This is a genomic window from Streptomyces sp. NBC_00259 (assembly GCF_036181745.1).
Classification (GTDB): domain Bacteria; phylum Actinomycetota; class Actinomycetes; order Streptomycetales; family Streptomycetaceae; genus Streptomyces; species Streptomyces pratisoli.
The window spans coordinates 4,993,454-5,009,792 of record NZ_CP108080.1; the positions used below are offsets into that span (position 1 = coordinate 4,993,454).

Here is a 16,339-nt window from a genome sequence, read left to right on the forward strand (position 1 = left end):
CAGATCGGGAGCGCCGAGGGCGGATACGGGGTCATCCCATCGCGCAACCGTTGTGAACAGCCCTAGCCTTACGGGGCTTACGTCCTGGAGCGTTCGAGGGCGATCCAACTGCAGGCAATCACAGTTCCCGACGGGAGGAGGCCGGGTGACGCTGAACAAGAAGGGCTCGCGTCGCATCGTCGTCGACGGGATCGCGTACCGCTGGCGGATTCGCCGGAAGCCCTCCTGCACGCAGGGGCTGTGCTGGACGCCGTTGGTCTACGCAGTGGGGATCACGGACTCCGATCGTCCGGGCAGAGCCTTGGTCGTCACCACGGGACTGCCGCACCCCGGCAACTGGGTGGGCGTAGAGGCTGAGCCTGTTCCGCCTGCTCATGTCGCCGCCGCCATCAAGGAGGCGCGAGCGCAAGGCTGGGATCCGAGCGCTCCCGGGTCGCCCTTCCTGCTCAACCAGGCTGCAGGATTCGTGCGGCTGGGACTCGGGGCGGAGGCCGGTGGATAACCCCTGAACGGCATCACCTCCAGGGCCCAGTCCAGGGGCCCGCCCGCCCCCTGTGGACATTGGGCCCAGGGGCCCATGACCTCCTGCCCCAGGGCGCCTAGCCTCCGAAGTATGGCTGCAACGGGTGGGGGATTCGCGGGAGTTGAGCCGCAGAACGCGGCCGGTGGCACAGGTGCGGGGACGCTGCCACCCGTGCCGGGACCTGGCAGGCAGCCCATGCCGCGACCGCTTCAGGCGGTCCTCGTACTGCTGCATCTGCTGTTCGGCCTCACCGTCCTCGGGGCGCTGGGACTGCTCATCGTCGCCTCGGCCGTGGGCGGTGCGGACGGCGAGCTGTTCGGGCTGCTGCTGTACGCCGCGGCCCCGGGCATCGCCGGGTTCGTGCTGGCGCTGCGGGTGTGGACCGGCGGAGTGTGGGTACGCCGTGCGCTGCTGGCCGTTCAAGCCTGGTTGCTGCTCGGCGCGTTGCACTCGCTGACCGACGGCAACGGCCGCGGCGTCACCCAGATGGTCGTCCCGATCGCCGTCATCGTGCTGCTGTGCCGTCCCGCGACGCGCGCCTGGTTCCTGCTGCCCGCGTCCGAGCGGGTCGCGCGCCGGCCGTTCCGCGCGGCGCGCCTGATCAAGTGGCGCAGGGACGGCGGGCAGACGGCCACGGAGTACGTCGGCCTCATCGTTCTCGTGGCGGCCATCGTGGTCGGGCTCGTCGCGACCGGGGTCGGAAGCCAGATCGCGGGCGGGCTCAGCTCCGCCGTCTGCGAGATCACCGGCAGTTCCTGCCCCGCAGGTGACGGGGACGGCGACGGATCGACGGACGTCGAGGCCGGTGACGGTACGGACGGCGGTACGGACAACGCCCCCGACACGGGTACTGCCGCGGGCACCGACGCGGGCACCGACACCACCGGCGGCGCCGACGACCCCAGCACCGGCACGAGCACGGGCACGGGCACCGAGGACACCACCGCCGCCGACGAAGCCGTCTACGACGAGGACGACGAGACCGATGAGACCGGCCGGCCGGGCGTCCCGGACGACGGCCTCGACGAGGACGACGACGTCGATGACGGCGACGGCGAGGACGGGAGCGGCGACGACGGCGAGAGCTGCACCTCCGGCATCGGCGCCTTCCTGTCCTGCGGGGCCAGTCAGGTCGGCGGCTTCTTCGAAGGCGTCGTCGTCGACGGCCTGTGGGGCGACATCACCGGAACCTTCGAGACGATCTTCCACCCCATCAAGGCGTGGGAAGGCATCAAGGACTACGGATCGACCCTCGGCGACCAGTGGCTCAAGGACTCCGAGGGCGCCGGGGACAAGTGGTCCAAGGGCGACTACCTGGGCGCGATCTGGGACTGGGGTTCGGCATCCGTCAACACCGGTGTGACCGTCCTCGACGACGTCTTCGTCGGCGACGACGTCCGCGACATGTGGAACCGGGGCGACGAGGGCCAGGCCATCGGCACCGTCGCCTGGAACATCGGCTCGCTCTTCATCCCCGGCTACGGCGAGGCGAAGCTCGTCGGAAAGCTCGGCAAACTCGGAAAGCTCGGGAAGCTGGGCAAGGTCGGCGAGCTCGCGCAGAAGGCCTCCGAGGCGGCCGCGAAGGCCCGTAAGGCGGCCAAGGCGGGCGATGTCGAAGGCGCCGAGCGGGCTGCCAAGGAAGCCCAGCAGCACGCCGACGACGCCGCGAAGGACGCGGGTCTCACGGGCTGCACCATCGGGATGGGCGGCCGGGTCCGTGTCCCGTACGGCGGCGGGCCGGCCGTGTCCGGCAGCGGTACCGGTGTCGTCGCGGGGCCGCGTGCCGTCGTACCGGTCCAGTTGTTCGCCGACAATTGCGACGAGGTCGATCCCGAGAAGAAGCAGGCCGCGGAGGACGCGGCGAAGCAGGCCGAGGAGGCGAGGAAGGCCGCCGAGGCGGCGAAGCGGAAGGCCGGTCTGGAGCGGGCGCAGCAGCAGCCGAAGCCTGCCTGGTACGAAGACCTGACCAACCCGCGCGCGGGCACGAAGGACGGCGGCGCCGGCAAGTGGGAGCGCATCAAGCCCGCGCTCTTCAGCTACGAGTCCGAGATGGGCGCGCGCTACCAGGAGCAGATCTCGGGCGTGAACCGGGGCAAAGAGTACCAGGTCCCGCTCGACAAGCTCGACGGCAAGCCGGTGAACTTCGACGGCTGGGACGCCGCGTCGGGCAAGTACCTCGAAGCGAAGTACGGCTACCGGAGCCCGAAGTACTACGACGCCGACGCCGGGGCGCTGAAGCCCGACATCGCCGACCGCTGGGCCAAGCAGGCGCAGCGACAGGTCGACGCGGCCCGGGGCAAGCCCGTCGTGTGGCACTTCTCCGATCCCGACGTGGCCGAAGCGGCCCAGGAGATGTTCGAGACCAGGGGTATCGAGGTTACGGTGGAGAAGACCGCGAGTGACGTTGTCGGCTGAGGCCAGGACCGGGAGCATGACCCACGGCCAGGGACACGACCGTGACCAGGCGCCGGAGCCAGAGGGCGGAGGGAGCACGTCGTGCTGAACGTCGTTGTCAACGGATTCTGGGGGCGACGGCAGGAGAGTGCCGCGCAGGTCGCCGGGCGCTGGGCCGACAGCCTGAACGCCCTGGAGGCGCTGGACCGCGCGGCGTTCAGCGGATGGCGCGAGGCGACCGGTGACGTCGCGTCCGCCCCGGAGCTGCCGGCCTCGGCCGCCGCGCTGACCGACTACATCGAGCGGACGAACCAGGAGCCCGACGCCGGGCGGATCGGGTTCACGACGTCCGTTCTGACGAACAACCCCGGGATGCCCCGGGTGACCGTCGCGATCCACGCGGGCGGAACGTCGGAGTACGTGACGAACTCCGTCGCCGTGTCGTTCCGTTCACGAGAACTCGACGAGTCCGTGGCGGTGATCCGCCGCACCGCCGACATCCTGCGGATCGTCGCCGAGGCGTGGGACATCGACGCGGGCCAGGCCGCCGGCCGTACCCAGTTCACCGCCGTGAAGGACGCGTTCGGCCTACCGAACTCCGCGCCCCGCTGCGGCCGCTCCGTCTACCTGTCCGCGAAGCGCGCGGCCCTCGCCCCCGAGGGGCTGCCGGGTACGTACACGCGTACCGCACATGACGGACTGGTCATCGATCTCACCCGGGGAGGGTCGGAGGACCCCTCCGTCGAGACGATCATCGCGGCCCATCGGGCACTTGGCTCGGCCGGAGCCCTGGAAGCACTTCCCGTGCCGTTCGACCGCCCCACGTGGTGACGTCCTCACGCACGCCGTGAACGGCCCGCCCCGCACTTCGTGAACGGCCCGCCCGGCACGCCTTGAACGGCCCACCTCGCATGCCGTGAACGGCCGGTCCCGCACGGCGCTTTGAGCCCGGCTTTGGGTCCATGGGCCCACGACGCCCGGCCCGCACCCGCCTTAGCGTCGCAAGCATGTCAGCATCGGGGGTTGCGCGCCGAGTTCGCCGTTGGGCGCGGAGGGTCGTACCGGGCACCGACGCACGGCTGCTGGGACTGCGCGCGTCGCAGTCCGGACAGTCGGCGCTCGAGTACGTCGGTCTGGTCGTCGTGGTCGCGGCGATCGTCGGTGCCCTGGTGGGTACGGGCATCGGCCCGACGCTCGCCGAGGGGCTCAGCACGCAGGTCTGCCGCATCACGGGAGGCGGCGACTGCGGAGGCGGTGACGGGACCCAGGCGCAGGACGGCGCCGGCGGCCAGGACGCGGGCGGCTCGGACGGCACGGGCGGGGAGCAGAACGCCTCCGACGACGGCGACACCCCCAAGTCCCAGGAGCAGCTCGACTACGAGAAGGCCCTCAAGGAGCTCCAGGACGCCCAGGCCGCCGAGCAGAGCGACTCCGACAAGGCGAAGGAGGCCGCCAAGGAGCTGGCCAAGATCCTCGCCGAGGAACTCGGCATCACCGACGCGCTGGACTGCATCACCAAGGGCGACATGGGCGCCTGCACCGAGACGCTCGTCAACATCCTGCTGAGCCTGGTCGGCGGCGCGGTCGGCAAACTCGCCGCGAAGTACGGGGCGCCGTGGAAGTGGAAGAAGGCGTACGAGCTCATCCAGAAGCTCAAGAAGCACGGCGGTGACCTGTACGACGGACTGACCGGGCTGCTGAAGAACCGCAAACGGGTCAAGGACGCGGAGAAGGCGCTCGACGACGCCAGGAAGAAGTACGACCCGGAGAAACAGAAGAAACCCGACGAGAAACCCGGCGACAAGGATCCGGACGAGAAGAAGCCGGACGACACGCCGACGAACTGCCCGGTCGCCCACAGCTTCCCGCCGGGGACGCGGGTGCTGCTCGCCGGCGGCTGGAGCATCCCGATCGAGTCGGTGCGCCTCGGGGACCAGGTCGTCGCCACCGACCCGGCGAGCGGGCTGACCACGGTGCGCCAGGTGGTCCGTACGTTCGTCACGCACGACGACAAGGACTTCACCCGGCTGGGCACGACCGCGGGACCGGTCACCGCCACCGACACGCACCCCTTCTGGCTCACCGGTGAACGGCGCTGGGCGGAGGCCGGTGACATCGGGACCGGTGACACGCTGCGGCTGCCGGACGGCGGCTCGCTCCAGGTCACGTCCGTCACCCGCTACGCGCAGCGGCAGACGACGTACGACCTGGCGGTCGACGGCCTCCACTCGTACTACGTGGGGATCGGCAGCGCCCACGCGCTCGTCCACAACACCAACGGGTGCAAGGAGTTCGAGACCGATCCGAGCGTCAAGGGACCCGCGGCCGGCAAGAAGCTCAAGCCGCCGCACGACCGCCACACCGTCGCCGGGGCCAAGCACGGGCAGGTCAAGGAGAAGAACACGGTCATCCTGAAGGGGCGCGAGGCCGAGGTCGAGGCCGATATCAAGGGCATCGCCGAGGGCAAGGGCAAGCTCGTCGACAACGGCAGCGCCTACGAGATCAACGGCCGCAAGTACGGTGTCGAGGAGAATGGACGGACGTACCCGATCTCCGGCAAGGGACTCGTGGACATGAACCGCACCGAGTACGCGGCGCTCAAGGAGATCGCCAGGGCCGGCGGCGATCCGTCCAAGGTCAAGGCCTTCCAGTTCGACCCCAAGTTCAAGAACAACCCCGCGGCCGTCGAGAAGGCCAAGCAGGTGTACGACGGGACCTACCAGTGATCTACAACTTCCTTACGGTGCACCGGCCGGCGCCGGACGCCATGGCGGCGGCGCTGGCGAAGGTGCTCGGCGTGCCGGTGCCGGCGGTCGACGTCGCCGACCGGGACGGCGAGCAGGACGGCCGTGACTGGGAGGCGCCCGTGCTGTGCGGTTACGAGGCGACGGCCGGCGATCTGGCTCTCTCCTGGGACGTGTGGGTGTCCGAGGACGTGCCGCAGCCGCCGGACGAGGCGACGGCGGCCCTGCGGCTCGCGGCCGCCACCGGCACGACCGTGCTGTATCCGGCGCCGGACCTCCAGGCGCCGTCCGCGTACTGTGCCGCCACGCCCGGGGGGACGCTCGCCCGCGCCCGGGTGTACGTGTCCGACGACGGCGACGTACCGGTCCACACCGTCGACGCCGTCGACACGCCGGTCCCGCAGCTGCCCGGGGCCCGGGTGGAGCCGCTGCCCGAGGTCTTCCGGGCGGAGCACATCGACCTTCCCGCCACCGAGACCTTCGTGGCCGCCACGGATCCGGACGGGACCGCGCCGGCCCGGGGCGCGGCCAACCGGGCCCGGGAGGAGCTGCTGCTGTGGGAGCGGCTGGTGCGCCGGGTCGCCGCGGACTGGGCGCCGACCGGCCGCTATCCACAGCAGTCGTACGTGGAGGACCTGTGCGCCCGTGACGCCCTGGCCGAGCGGCTGGAGACCGCTCCGGCGGCGGTCCGCGAGCCGCTGGCCCGCGCGGCCGACGGGCTCGACGAGCTGTTCCGCAGCCATTCGCGGGACGACGACGGGGAGCTGCTGGGGCGGTTGACCAGATCGGGGTCGGCGGTGCGGGAGCGCGGCTGGTGGTGGCGGCGCCGGCCTGACCGGCTGCCGTGGGACTGAGCGGCCTGAGCGGGGATTCCCGCTTCGGGTGATCGTCGGCGGTACCGCCATAATCGACCGCATGTCCCAGCCCCACACCGCCCACCTGCGCGGACTCCACCCCGCGGCCCCCGCTCTCCTCGGGTACGCGGCGGTACGGCTGCTGGGGATGGCGATCCTCGCGCTCGTCGCCGTCGTCCAGGGGAAGGACGGGCTGCACCGCCTCAGCGGGCGCTGGGACTCCGTCTGGTACGTCCGGATCGCGGAGAACGGCTACGGGTACGAGACGACGCTCCCCGACGGCAGCGTCCACTCCGATCTCGCCTTCTTCCCGCTGCTGCCCGCGCTGGAGCGAGGTGTCTCGGAGGTCCTGCCCGTCAGCCCCGCCACGGCGGGGCTGGTGATCGGCTGGGTCGCGGCGTTCGCCGCCGCGTGGGGCATCTACGCGGTCGGGACGCGGGTGGCGGGACAGCGGGCAGGGGTGCTGCTGGCGGTGCTGTGGGGCGTGTACCCGACCGCGTTCGTGCAGTCGATGGCGTACACGGAGACGCTGTTCACGGCGCTCGCCGCCTGGTCGTTGTACGCCGTGCTCACCGACCGCTGGATCGTCGCAGGAGCGCTGTGCGCGGCGGCCGGGCTCACCAGGCCCTCGGCGGCGGCGCTCGTCGCGGCCCTCGGGATCACGGCGCTCGTCCGCGTCTTCCGCGGCGGTCTGACGTGGCGGACGGCCGTGGGGGTGGTGCTCGCGCCGCTGGGCTGGCTGGGCTACGTGATCTTCGTGGCGGTACGGCAGGGCAGCCCGACCGCGTACTTCGAGGTCCAGGCCGCCTGGGGCAACAACATCGACGGCGGGGTCGCCCTCGCCCGCTTCGTCGGTGGGCACCTCACCGGGCCGAACCCGCTCGCCGGGATCGGGCTGATCGCCGCGCTCGGGCTGCTGTTCTGGGTGGTGTGGCTGTGTGTGAAGCAGCGTCAGCCGCTGCCCGTGCTGGTGTACGGCATCGGGATCGTCGTCATCTCCCTGATCGGCGCCGCGTACTTCGGCTCCCGACCGCGGCTGATCATGCCGGCCTTCCCGCTGCTGCTGCCCCCCGCCGTGGCGCTGGCACGGCTGCGGCGGCGGACGCTGGTCCCGGTCGTGGGTCTGCTCGCCGTCGCGTCAGGGGTGTACGGGGCGTTCACGCTGCTCGGGTCGGGGCCGCCCTGACCGGTGCGGAATGGGTCCGTGGGCCCATGCGTCGTGCCGGACGGCGTTGTTAGCGTGCCGTGGACGACACGATCGAGGTGGGGGACGGCATGACCACGCGCACCGCGGGTACGGCACGGCGCATCGCGATCGCCGCGGTCGCGGCAGCCCTGACGACGGTGCTCGCGACCGGGTGCGAGGGGGACGACAAGGGCGGGAAGGCTGGGAGGGACGGGAAGGACGACGCGAGGAAGGCGTCCGCCGCGCCCTCTCCGGGGACAGCGGCACCGTCCGCCCCGACCGAGCCCACTCCGGCCGAGCCCACTCCGGCCGATTCCGCTCCCAGCAGCGGCAGGACGCTCACCAAGGCCGAGTTGGCCAAGGTCGCGCTCGTGACCGGGGACGTGCCTGACTTCGTCGTCTCGCCCATGCAGGGCGGCGAGGAGACCGGCACCGAGCAGGCCGACGAGCAGGAGTGCCGGCCGCTCGCCGCCATGATCAACGGAGCGCCCGAACCGGCGGCCACGGCCACCGTCTTCCGCACGCTCGTCGACGCGTCCGAGGAGGGCAAGGAGACCCAGACGGTCGTCACCGAGATCCTCACCTCCCACGCGAACGGCTCCGCGGCGGGCGTGCTCAGAGCGCTGCGTACCGCCGTGGAGGCGTGCGCCGGCGGCTTCAGCACCCATGGTGGCGAGGGCCCTTCCACCTACTCGGCGGTGAAGCGGCTCCCGGCGCCGCGGGCCGGTGACGACGCCTTCGCCTACCAGGTCACGGGAGCGGTGGGCGCGGCGAAGGTGCCGCTCGTCTTCCACGTCGTACGCCGAGGGGCGAGCGTCGCGACCTTCTACGCCGCCAACTTCGTCGACGCCAGGACGCCCGAGGTCCCGGCCGCCCTGGTCACCGAGCAGGCGGCGAAGATGCCGTGACCGCGTAGCCGACGCAACCGGTGGCTACGTCCCGTCGACAGACGCCCCTTCGATCGACCCGATCAGGCCCCGTCGATCGACCGGATCGACCCGATCGACAGCTGTACGCCCGGACGCACACCCCACCGCGCCATCGCCCCCACCTCCGCCTCCAGCACGTGGCGGCTCCGCAGCCGCGGCAGACCGAGCCTGCCCGGCGGCAGCGTATGGACGTGCAGAACCCGCAACTCCCTGTCGAGGTAGGCCACATCGATGGTGAAGCGCATCCTGAAGGTGTGCACGCTGGTGCACGGGGTCAGCATGATCGCGCCGTCGAGCCCGTCACGGCCCAGCAGCCCGCGGGCCCGTGTCCGGTACGACGCGGCGATCAGGAGATCCACCGGCTCGTCCCGGCCGGGGACCGTCAGCGTGCCCTGTCCGTCCTGCCATCCGCCCATGGGACAGGACCGTAGCGGGAGTTGACCCCCCGTGGGCCCCTGATGGCGCGGAGTGGGCCCGTGGGCCCATGACCCGGAGACCCGCCGGCCCTAGGGTCGGAGCGTGGAGTACGGGTACGTCACGCTGATCGCCGTCGCCGCCCTGTGGGGGGCCGCCGCCGGGGTGCTCGTGCCGCGCCCCGCGTACCGGCTGTCCGTCGAGCCGGAGCAGGGGTGGCGGGACGTGTGCCCGGCCGGGCATCCGTTCACCGGGCGGGCGGGCGGCTGGCTCGGGGCCGCGCGGTGTCCGAGCTGTGCGGTCGCCGCTCCGGCACCGGCGCCCGTGGCGGCCACCACGGGCCCCGCGTCGCCGGACGCCCCCGAGGACGCCGCGCCCGGGACACCGGGCGATGCCGGCCGTGCGCCCGTGCCGTACCGGCCCTCGCTCGTCGTGGCCGCGGTCACCGCGCTCGCCTGCGCCGCGCTCGCCGCGGCCGTCGGGCCCCGGCCGGAGCTCGCCGTATGGGTACTGCTCGCCCCCGTCGCCGTGCTGCTCGCGATCGTCGACCGCAACGTCCACCGGCTCCCGGACCGACTGACCCTGCCGCTCGCCGTCGCGGCCGCGGTCCTGCTCGCCGTCGCGGCGCTGCTTCCCGAGGCCGCCGGATCGTGGCGGACGGCGCTGCTCGGCGGGCCGGCCCTCGGTGCCGCGTACCTCGTGCTCTTCCTGATCAACCCGAACGGCCTGGGGTTCGGTGATGTGAAGCTCGCGCTCTCGCTCGGGGTGGCGCTGGGCTGGTACGGCTGGCCGGTGCTGTTCGTGGGCGCCTTCGCCGGATTCGCGCTGGGGGCGGTGTACGGGCTCGGGCTCGTCGTGCTGCGCGGGGCGGGCCGCAAGACGGCCATCCCGTTCGGGCCGTTCATGATCTCGGGGGCGCTGATCGGGCTGCTGCTGGGCGGCCTCGCGGCATAGCGCGGACGCGCGGCAGACTCGGTGCATGGACACCAAGCCCGTCAATCTCGCTGAAGCGCTCGCCTCCTTCGACGACATCTACAGCCCGCGCATCGTGGCCAGGATGAACGACTACGACGTCCGTGTGGCACACGCCGCCGGGGACCACGTCTGGCACGTTCATGAGGACACCGACGAGTTCTTCCTCGTTCTCGACGGCCGTTTCGACATCGCGATGCGCGACGCCGACGGTACGGAGACGACCGTCGAGCTCCACAAGGGGGACACGTTCGTGGTGCCGAAGGGCATCGAGCACAAGCCGTCGTCGCCGGGCGGCTCGATCCTGATGTTCGAACCGAGCGGCACGAAATCGACCGGGGACCGCCACGAGGGGGAGATCCCCGCTCATGTGGACAGCACCACCGGTCACGCCCTCTAGCATGCGGACGCATGGGGACATTCTCTGACAATTCGACGGTCTCGCGTGCGCAGACGAGGACGATTCCGGCTCCCACCGTCGCCCGGCCGGCGGATGGCCTTCCCGCCGCCCTCCTCCCCTGGGGGTGGGCGGCGGTGCTGTTCCTCCTCTACGCGACCGTCGCCGTGCGCCGCCATCAACTGCTGCGCACCACGGGCTACGACCTCGGCATCTTCGAGCAGGCCGTACGCGCCTACGCCCAACTCCAGGCGCCGGTCGTCCCGTTGCGCGGTGAGGGCTTCAACCTGCTCGGCGACCACTTCCATCCGCTCGTCGCCGTCCTCGCCCCGCTCTACGGGCTCTGGCCCTCCCCGCTCTGCCTGCTGCTGGCCCAGTCCGCGCTCCTCGCGCTCGCCGTCGTGCCGCTCGCCCGCTGGGCCGTGCGCTCACTCGGCCGTCGTGCCGCGCACGTCGTCGCCTTCGGATACGGCGCGAGCTGGGGCATCGCCTCGGCCGCCGCCTTCGACTTCCACGAGGTCGCCCTCGCCGTACCGCTGCTCGCCTTCGCCCTCGAAGCACTCGGCCGGCAGCGCTGGCGACAGGCGGTCGCCTGGGCCGCGCCGCTGCTGCTGGTCAAGGAGGACCTGGGGCTGACCCTCGCCGCGCTCGGCGGGTACGTCGCGTGGAAGGGGCCGCGCAAGCTGGGGCTCGTGACCGCCGCCGCGGGGCTGATCGGCAGCGCGATCGAGATCAAACTGCTGCTGCCCGCGTTCAACCCGGGCGGCGGATACGCGCACGGCGGCAACCTCGCCGAAGCCCACGGCTCGCTGCTCGCCACCATCGCGTTCGCGCCGCTCGACTCGCTCCGCCCGGACGTCAAGGCCATGACCCTCGTCCTCGTCTTCGCTCCGAGCGCGCTCCTCGCCCTGCGCTCACCGCTCTCGCTGATCGCCGTACCGACACTCGCCTGGCGGATGCTGTCGGACAACGGCTTCCACTGGGGCACCGCGTTCCACTACAGCGCCGTCCTGATGCCGGTCGTCTTCGCCGGGCTCATCGACGTCCTCGCCCGCCACCGGCAGTCGGACCACCCGCTCATGGCGCGCCACGTCCGTGCCTCGCTGCTGATCGTCCTCGCCGTGACGGTGGTGATGCTGCCGTCCTTCCCGCTCGCCCAGCTGGCGCAGCGGGCCACCTGGCGCACCACCCCGCACATCGAGGCGGCACGCGACCTGCTGCGACGCATCCCGGACGGGGCGACGGTCGCCGCGTCCAACCGGCTCGTTCCCCAGCTCACTTCACGCTGCGACGTCGTGCTCTTCCCGACGTGGCCGGTCGAGGGCCATCTGTACGAGTACGACAGGAAGCGGCTGCCAGGGCCCACCGCGGAGTGGATCATCCACGACAGCCGGGCCCCGGAGGCCTGGCCCTACAAGACCGGCCACTGGCCCTATCCCCCGGAGCAGCAGCAGGCCGAGCTGGACGCGGCGCGGCGGACGTACGGCTACCGGCTCGTCGCCGCACGCGACGGCATCACCCTGCTGAGGCGCGACGGTCGAGAGGGGGAGGGCCGAGGCGCCAAGGCCGAGGGGCGAGGGCTGCGGTGAGAAGGGTGAGCCGGCCGAGGAGGAGGGTGAGAGGGCCGGCTGAAGCGTCCCGGAGGGCTCACGCGTGGGGGCCCACCGTCACCTCTCCCACCGTCAGCTCCGCCCGGCCCTCCAGCACCTCGCCCACCCGCTCCGCCTGTTCCTCCAGCGCCCGCAGGCGGGCGGGCGTCAGGGTTGCGGGCGCGATCGGCTCGACCGTGACCGCGATCCGGCGGCCCGAGCGGCGCTGGTGCCAGACACCCGCGACGGTGCCGTCCACGAGCAGCACCGGGAAGTTCCCCGCCTGCCCGCCGGCCAGCGCACGCTCCTCGGCGCGACCCGGGAACAGCAGGTCGCGGGGCTGCGAGGCGATCGCGAACGCGTCGAAGTAGGGGAGCAGCCGCACACCCCGGACAGGGCCGTCCGCGAAGTCGGTGTCGCCCGCCACGACCCATCCCGGTGCATCCTCGAACAGCACGTCCTCGATCTCCCCCTGCTCCGCCAGCGAGGCGAACAGCTCGGCCGCCCAGGTCCCGGGCGCCGCGAGCCACCGCGCGAAGTGCTGCGGGGTGGCGGGACCGTAGGCGTGCAGATAGCGGCGTACGAGTTCGGTGTGCGCGGCGGCGCCGTCCATCGGGGTGAACCCGGGCAGGGCGTGGTGGGGATTGGTGTACGTGACCTTGCGGCCGCGGTTGGGGCCGAAGCACAGCACGCCCCGGTGCGCGGCCCGGTGCGTCACCTGCCGCCAGCGCGGCCACAGGTCCTGGAACGCCTCCATGACCCGCTCCCCGGCCCAGGGGCCCGTCCGCTCCACGATCGCGTCGGTCAGCTCGTCGACGGTCAGCGCGGTCTCCGCGAGCACGTCCCCGATGGCCGTGAGCACCTCCTCCGTCTGCTCGTCCGTCATCCGGGACGCGGGCGGCATCGGGTTCGGCCCGGCCGGGATCGCGGAGAGCGCCCCCGTCCACAGCGGAAGATCGACAGCCGGCAGCAGATGAACGGTGCCACGCGGCCCGTACGTCTTCACCAGCGTGCCGTCCGTCCACAGCGCCTCGCGTACGTCCGCTCGGGTCGAGCCCGCCAGACGCAGCGCGATCGACAGCTCGGCGGCGGACAGCACCTGGGCGTGCGCGCCGAGGATGGCGCCCGTGATCGCGGCGGGGGAGGAGCCCTTGGCGGAGGCCGGAGCGGCGAGATGCTGCCGGCCGATGCGGCGGGCGTTGGCTTCGGCCCAGGTCACACGGCGCGTCGTCGTCATACGGGCGACCCTAGGTGGCCATCAGGCCGGAAACTGTCCGCTTTCATCCCGCTTTCACGCGCGGCGCATGCAGTACTGTCGAATCGGAAAGTGACCAAATGTCGGGACGGAACGGGGAGTTGACGGTGGCGAAGGACAAGATCTCCTACACCTGCGGTCTCGACGCGGCCGTGGACGTCGTCGGCGGCAAGTGGAAGCCGATGATCCTCTGGGCCCTGCACGTCGCCGGGACACGGCGCTTCGGGGAGCTCAGGCGGGACGTGCAGGGGGTGAGCGAGAAGATGCTGATCCAGCAGCTCCGTGAGCTGGAGGCGGACGGGATCGTGCACCGCGAGGTGTACCGGGAGGTCCCGCCGCGTGTCGAGTACTCGCTGACCGAGCTCGGCAAGGCGCTGAACACGGCGCTGCTGCCGCTGGGGCAGTGGGGCGACGACTTCATGAGCCAGATCCTGCGGAACAAGGAGCACCCGAAGGGCAGCGCCGCCTGACCCGGGCGGCCCGCCGCACCGATGGCGTGTGCGTCAACCGGGTGCCCGGCGCCGTGCGTCCCCCGTGCGGAGTAAGGGGCCGGATCGGCCTTCGAGGCCCCGTTCTCCCGGGAATCCCGGGAGTTTCCGCCTCCGCGCCGCAGTCCGGCGAATTCGGAGAGTAGTTATGGCATGGCGTGGCACGCGCCGGCCCTTACGAAGGGTTATGGTGGAAACCCCCCCTCGGGCCGGTCCGTATCCCCCCCACGGACCGGCCCGTTTTCTTTGCCCGGCCGGGACCGGGCGAGGGTTCAGCCGCGGCCCGCCCAGATGTTCGTCCCCGCGGTGTCCACCGCGAAGGTGTCGATCTCCTTCAACTCCTCGTCGGAGAGCGGCGGTCCGGCCAGCGCCGCCACGTTCTCCTCCAGCTGCTTCACGCTGCTCGCGCCGATCAGCGCGGAGGTCATCCGCTCGTCGCGCAGCACCCACGTCAGCGCCAGCTGGGCGAGCGACTGCCCGCGCCGCTGCGCGATCTCGTTCAGCCCGCGCAACCGGCGGAGCACCTCGTCGGAGAGCAGACCGGGGTCGAGGGACTTGCCCTGCGTGGCCCGCGAGCCCTCCGGGATGCCGGTCAGATACTTGTTCGTGAGCAGCCCCTGGGCGAGCGGCACGAAGGAGATGCAGCCCATCCCGGCCGACTCGAGGGTGTCGAGGAGCGCGTCGTCCTCGATCCAGCGGTTGATCATCGAGTACGACGGCTGGTGGATGAGCGCCGGGACACCCATCTCCTTCAGCAGCCGGGCCGCCTCGGCGGTCTGCTCCGCCTTGTAGGAGGACACGCCCACGTACAGCGCCTTGCCCTGCTGGACGGCGGACGCCAGCGCGCCCATCGTCTCCTCCAGCGGGGTGTGCGGGTCGAAACGGTGCGAGTAGAAGATGTCGACGTAGTCGACGCCCATCCGCTTCAGGGACGCGTCGAGCGACGACATCAGGTACTTGCGGGAGCCCCACTCGCCGTAAGGGCCGGGGTGCATCAGATAGCCGGCCTTGGTGGAAAGGATCAGCTCGTCCCGGTACGGGGCGAAGTCCTGGGCGAAGAGCTTCCCGAAGTTCAGCTCGGCGGAGCCGGGGGGCGGCCCGTAGTTGTTCGCCAGGTCGAAATGCGTCACGCCGAGATCGAAGGCGCGGCGCAGGATCGCGCGCTGCGAGTCGAGCGTGCGGTCGTCACCGAAGTTGTGCCAGAGGCCGAGGGAGACGGCGGGAAGCCTGAGTCCGCTGCGGCCGGTGCGGCGGTACTCCATCGAGTCGTAGCGGCCCTCGGCTGCGCGGTAATAGGGGGAATCAGTCACGCTTCCCTCCTTATCACGGACTTGTGACAGGCCGGGTTGGGTGCCCGTGGCCCGACCGCAGTAGTGTGACGGACTCGGGGGTCAGCCACGCACACGGAGGGGTTAGTACGGTGAACCTGCGCGACCTGGTGTACGGGCTCTACGCCCGCCGCGTGGAAGGCCGCCTCGACCACGCCCAGGTGCCCAAGCACATCGGTGTCGTCCTCGACGGCAACCGCCGCTGGGCGAGGGCATCGGGCGGCACGGCGGCCGAGGGTCACCAGGCCGGGGCCGACAAGATCTCCGAGCTGCTGGGCTGGTGCGCCGAGACGGACGTCGAGGTGGTCACGCTGTGGCTGCTGTCCACGGACAACTTCGACCGCCCGGAGGAGGAGCTGCGACCGCTCCTCGGCATCATCGAGAACACCGTGCGCAATCTGGCGGCCGACGGCCGCTGGCGGGTGCACCACGTGGGCACCCTGGACCTGCTGCCGCCGCAGACCCAGTCCGTCCTCAAGGAGGCGGAGCAGGCGACGGACGGCAACGACGGGATACTCGTCAATGTCGCCGTCGGCTACGGCGGCCGCCAGGAGATCGCGGACGCGGTGCGCTCGCTGCTGCTCGAGCACGCCTCCAAGGGAACGACGTTCGAGGAGCTCGCGGAGATCGTCGACACGGACATGATCGCGTCGCACCTCTACACGCGCGGTCAGCCCGATCCGGACCTGGTGATCCGTACGAGCGGTGAGCAGCGGCTGTCGGGCTTCATGCTCTGGCAGAGCGCGCACTCCGAGTACTACTTCTGCGAGGTCTTCTGGCCGGCCTTCCGCAAGGTCGACTTCCTTCGGGCCCTGCGCGACTACGCGGCCCGCCACCGCCGCTACGGCTCCTGAACCGAGGCCGGCACCCCCGCCACCTCCGCGACCCCCGCCTTCAGGGGACTTCGCCCCGGGCCCGCGTCTTGCGGGTCCGCCCGTCACCCGGGTGGCGGAATCGCGTTGATCCGTCCCGGGGCCGCTGTGCGCCGGGGCGCGGGCCCACCGCGGCCTTCCCGGGCGTGGTCATCGGGTGTTCATCGACGCGTCGTCATATGCCATGGCATGGCCTCGCTTGTTCGAGGGAATATCCCTGACAGGTCGACATCCGGACACCCGCTCCGGATGCCGTTCTACAGCGCGCGGCACCGAGCCGCTCGCCCGGGAGGCCCTTTGCGCCAGGACGACCGTGCGATCAGCACGGAAGGAACGGAGGGCCGGTGCCCGGCCCGTGCATCGTGGCCGGAGACCGGTCCTTCCGCCCGCGACG

The 16,339-nt window shown here is 71.7% G+C and carries 15 protein-coding genes; 12 read left to right on the forward strand and 3 right to left on the reverse strand.

Annotated elements, in window-relative coordinates:
- Window positions 1-145: 145 nt before the first annotated feature.
- The 7 genes from OG766_RS22760 to OG766_RS22790 all read left to right on the forward strand — a co-directional run bounded on the left by OG766_RS22760 (window position 146) and on the right by OG766_RS22790 (window position 8,609).
- Window positions 146-502: a hypothetical protein gene (locus tag OG766_RS22760; protein WP_328726084.1), complete on the forward strand. Its 357-nt coding sequence runs from the start codon at window positions 146-148 to the stop codon at window positions 500-502.
- A gap of 216 nt (window positions 503-718) precedes the next feature.
- Window positions 719-2,938, forward strand: a complete 2,220-nt coding sequence (locus OG766_RS22765) for a Tox-REase-5 domain-containing protein (RefSeq protein WP_328726085.1) — start codon at window positions 719-721, stop codon at window positions 2,936-2,938.
- 81 nt (window positions 2,939-3,019) lie between these two features.
- Entirely contained in the window at window positions 3,020-3,748 is a 729-nt protein-coding gene (locus OG766_RS22770) for an Imm52 family immunity protein (RefSeq protein ID WP_328726086.1), read from the forward strand.
- 176 nt (window positions 3,749-3,924) lie between these two features.
- Window positions 3,925-5,643, forward strand: a complete 1,719-nt coding sequence (locus OG766_RS22775) for a Hint domain-containing protein (protein ID WP_266382366.1) — start codon at window positions 3,925-3,927, stop codon at window positions 5,641-5,643.
- Window positions 5,640-6,515, forward strand: a complete 876-nt coding sequence (locus tag OG766_RS22780) for a hypothetical protein (RefSeq protein ID WP_266382368.1) — start codon at window positions 5,640-5,642, stop codon at window positions 6,513-6,515. Before OG766_RS22775 ends, OG766_RS22780 begins: the two co-directional genes overlap by 4 nt.
- A gap of 61 nt (window positions 6,516-6,576) precedes the next feature.
- A complete protein-coding gene (locus OG766_RS22785; RefSeq protein WP_266382370.1) occupies window positions 6,577-7,701 on the forward strand; it encodes a hypothetical protein in 1,125 nt (374 codons plus the stop codon).
- An 89-nt stretch (window positions 7,702-7,790) separates the two neighbouring features.
- Window positions 7,791-8,609 (forward strand): hypothetical protein, encoded by an 819-nt coding sequence (locus OG766_RS22790; protein ID WP_328726087.1) that lies wholly within the window; start codon window positions 7,791-7,793, stop codon window positions 8,607-8,609.
- Between the two features lie 62 nt (window positions 8,610-8,671).
- Here the strand turns inward: OG766_RS22790 and OG766_RS22795 are convergent, their stop codons facing one another.
- On the reverse strand, window positions 8,672-9,046 hold the full coding sequence (locus OG766_RS22795; protein ID WP_328726088.1) for a DUF192 domain-containing protein: 375 nt from the start codon (window positions 9,044-9,046) through the stop codon (window positions 8,672-8,674).
- Between the two features lie 103 nt (window positions 9,047-9,149).
- On the opposite strand from OG766_RS22795, the gene OG766_RS22800 reads away from it, so the two are divergent.
- The 3 genes from OG766_RS22800 to OG766_RS22810 are packed head-to-tail and all read left to right on the forward strand — an operon-like array spanning window position 9,150 to window position 12,002.
- Window positions 9,150-9,998, forward strand: coding sequence for an A24 family peptidase (locus OG766_RS22800; RefSeq protein ID WP_328726089.1), 849 nt, complete (start codon window positions 9,150-9,152; stop codon window positions 9,996-9,998).
- A 25-nt stretch (window positions 9,999-10,023) separates the two neighbouring features.
- Window positions 10,024-10,416, forward strand: a complete 393-nt coding sequence (locus OG766_RS22805; protein ID WP_266382380.1) for a cupin domain-containing protein — start codon at window positions 10,024-10,026, stop codon at window positions 10,414-10,416.
- Between the two features lie 11 nt (window positions 10,417-10,427).
- Window positions 10,428-12,002 carry a DUF2079 domain-containing protein gene (locus OG766_RS22810; protein ID WP_328726090.1) on the forward strand — a complete coding sequence of 525 codons (1,575 nt, stop codon included), beginning with the start codon at window positions 10,428-10,430 and terminating at the stop codon, window positions 12,000-12,002.
- A 58-nt stretch (window positions 12,003-12,060) separates the two neighbouring features.
- Here OG766_RS22810 and OG766_RS22815 read toward each other — a convergent pair whose 3' ends face one another.
- Window positions 12,061-13,239: a winged helix DNA-binding domain-containing protein gene (locus OG766_RS22815; RefSeq protein ID WP_266382385.1), complete on the reverse strand. Its 1,179-nt coding sequence runs from the start codon at window positions 13,237-13,239 to the stop codon at window positions 12,061-12,063.
- Window positions 13,240-13,337: 98 nt separating this feature from the next.
- On the opposite strand from OG766_RS22815, the gene OG766_RS22820 reads away from it, so the two are divergent.
- Window positions 13,338-13,727, forward strand: a complete 390-nt coding sequence (locus OG766_RS22820; protein ID WP_328726091.1) for a winged helix-turn-helix transcriptional regulator — start codon at window positions 13,338-13,340, stop codon at window positions 13,725-13,727.
- A gap of 290 nt (window positions 13,728-14,017) precedes the next feature.
- Here OG766_RS22820 and mgrA read toward each other — a convergent pair whose 3' ends face one another.
- Window positions 14,018-15,055, reverse strand: a complete 1,038-nt coding sequence (mgrA, locus tag OG766_RS22825) for an L-glyceraldehyde 3-phosphate reductase (protein WP_266382390.1) — start codon at window positions 15,053-15,055, stop codon at window positions 14,018-14,020.
- Window positions 15,056-15,165: 110 nt separating this feature from the next.
- On the opposite strand from mgrA, the gene OG766_RS22830 reads away from it, so the two are divergent.
- Window positions 15,166-15,927: an isoprenyl transferase gene (locus OG766_RS22830; RefSeq protein WP_266382391.1), complete on the forward strand. Its 762-nt coding sequence runs from the start codon at window positions 15,166-15,168 to the stop codon at window positions 15,925-15,927.
- Window positions 15,928-16,339: the final 412 nt, after the last annotated feature.

Coding starts and splice junctions, on each gene's coding strand:
- OG766_RS22765 (WP_328726085.1), top strand. CDS start 719: ATGCCGCGACCGCTTCAGGCGGTCCTCGTACTGCTGCATCTGCTGTTC.
- OG766_RS22775 (WP_266382366.1), top strand. CDS start 3,925: ATGTCAGCATCGGGGGTTGCGCGCCGAGTTCGCCGTTGGGCGCGGAGG.
- OG766_RS22785 (WP_266382370.1), top strand. CDS start 6,577: ATGTCCCAGCCCCACACCGCCCACCTGCGCGGACTCCACCCCGCGGCC.
- OG766_RS22790 (WP_328726087.1), top strand. CDS start 7,791: ATGACCACGCGCACCGCGGGTACGGCACGGCGCATCGCGATCGCCGCG.
- OG766_RS22795 (WP_328726088.1), bottom strand. CDS start 9,046: ATGGGCGGATGGCAGGACGGACAGGGCACGCTGACGGTCCCCGGCCGG.
- OG766_RS22805 (WP_266382380.1), top strand. CDS start 10,024: ATGGACACCAAGCCCGTCAATCTCGCTGAAGCGCTCGCCTCCTTCGAC.
- OG766_RS22810 (WP_328726090.1), top strand. CDS start 10,428: ATGGGGACATTCTCTGACAATTCGACGGTCTCGCGTGCGCAGACGAGG.
- OG766_RS22815 (WP_266382385.1), bottom strand. CDS start 13,239: ATGACGACGACGCGCCGTGTGACCTGGGCCGAAGCCAACGCCCGCCGC.
- OG766_RS22820 (WP_328726091.1), top strand. CDS start 13,338: ATGTCGGGACGGAACGGGGAGTTGACGGTGGCGAAGGACAAGATCTCC.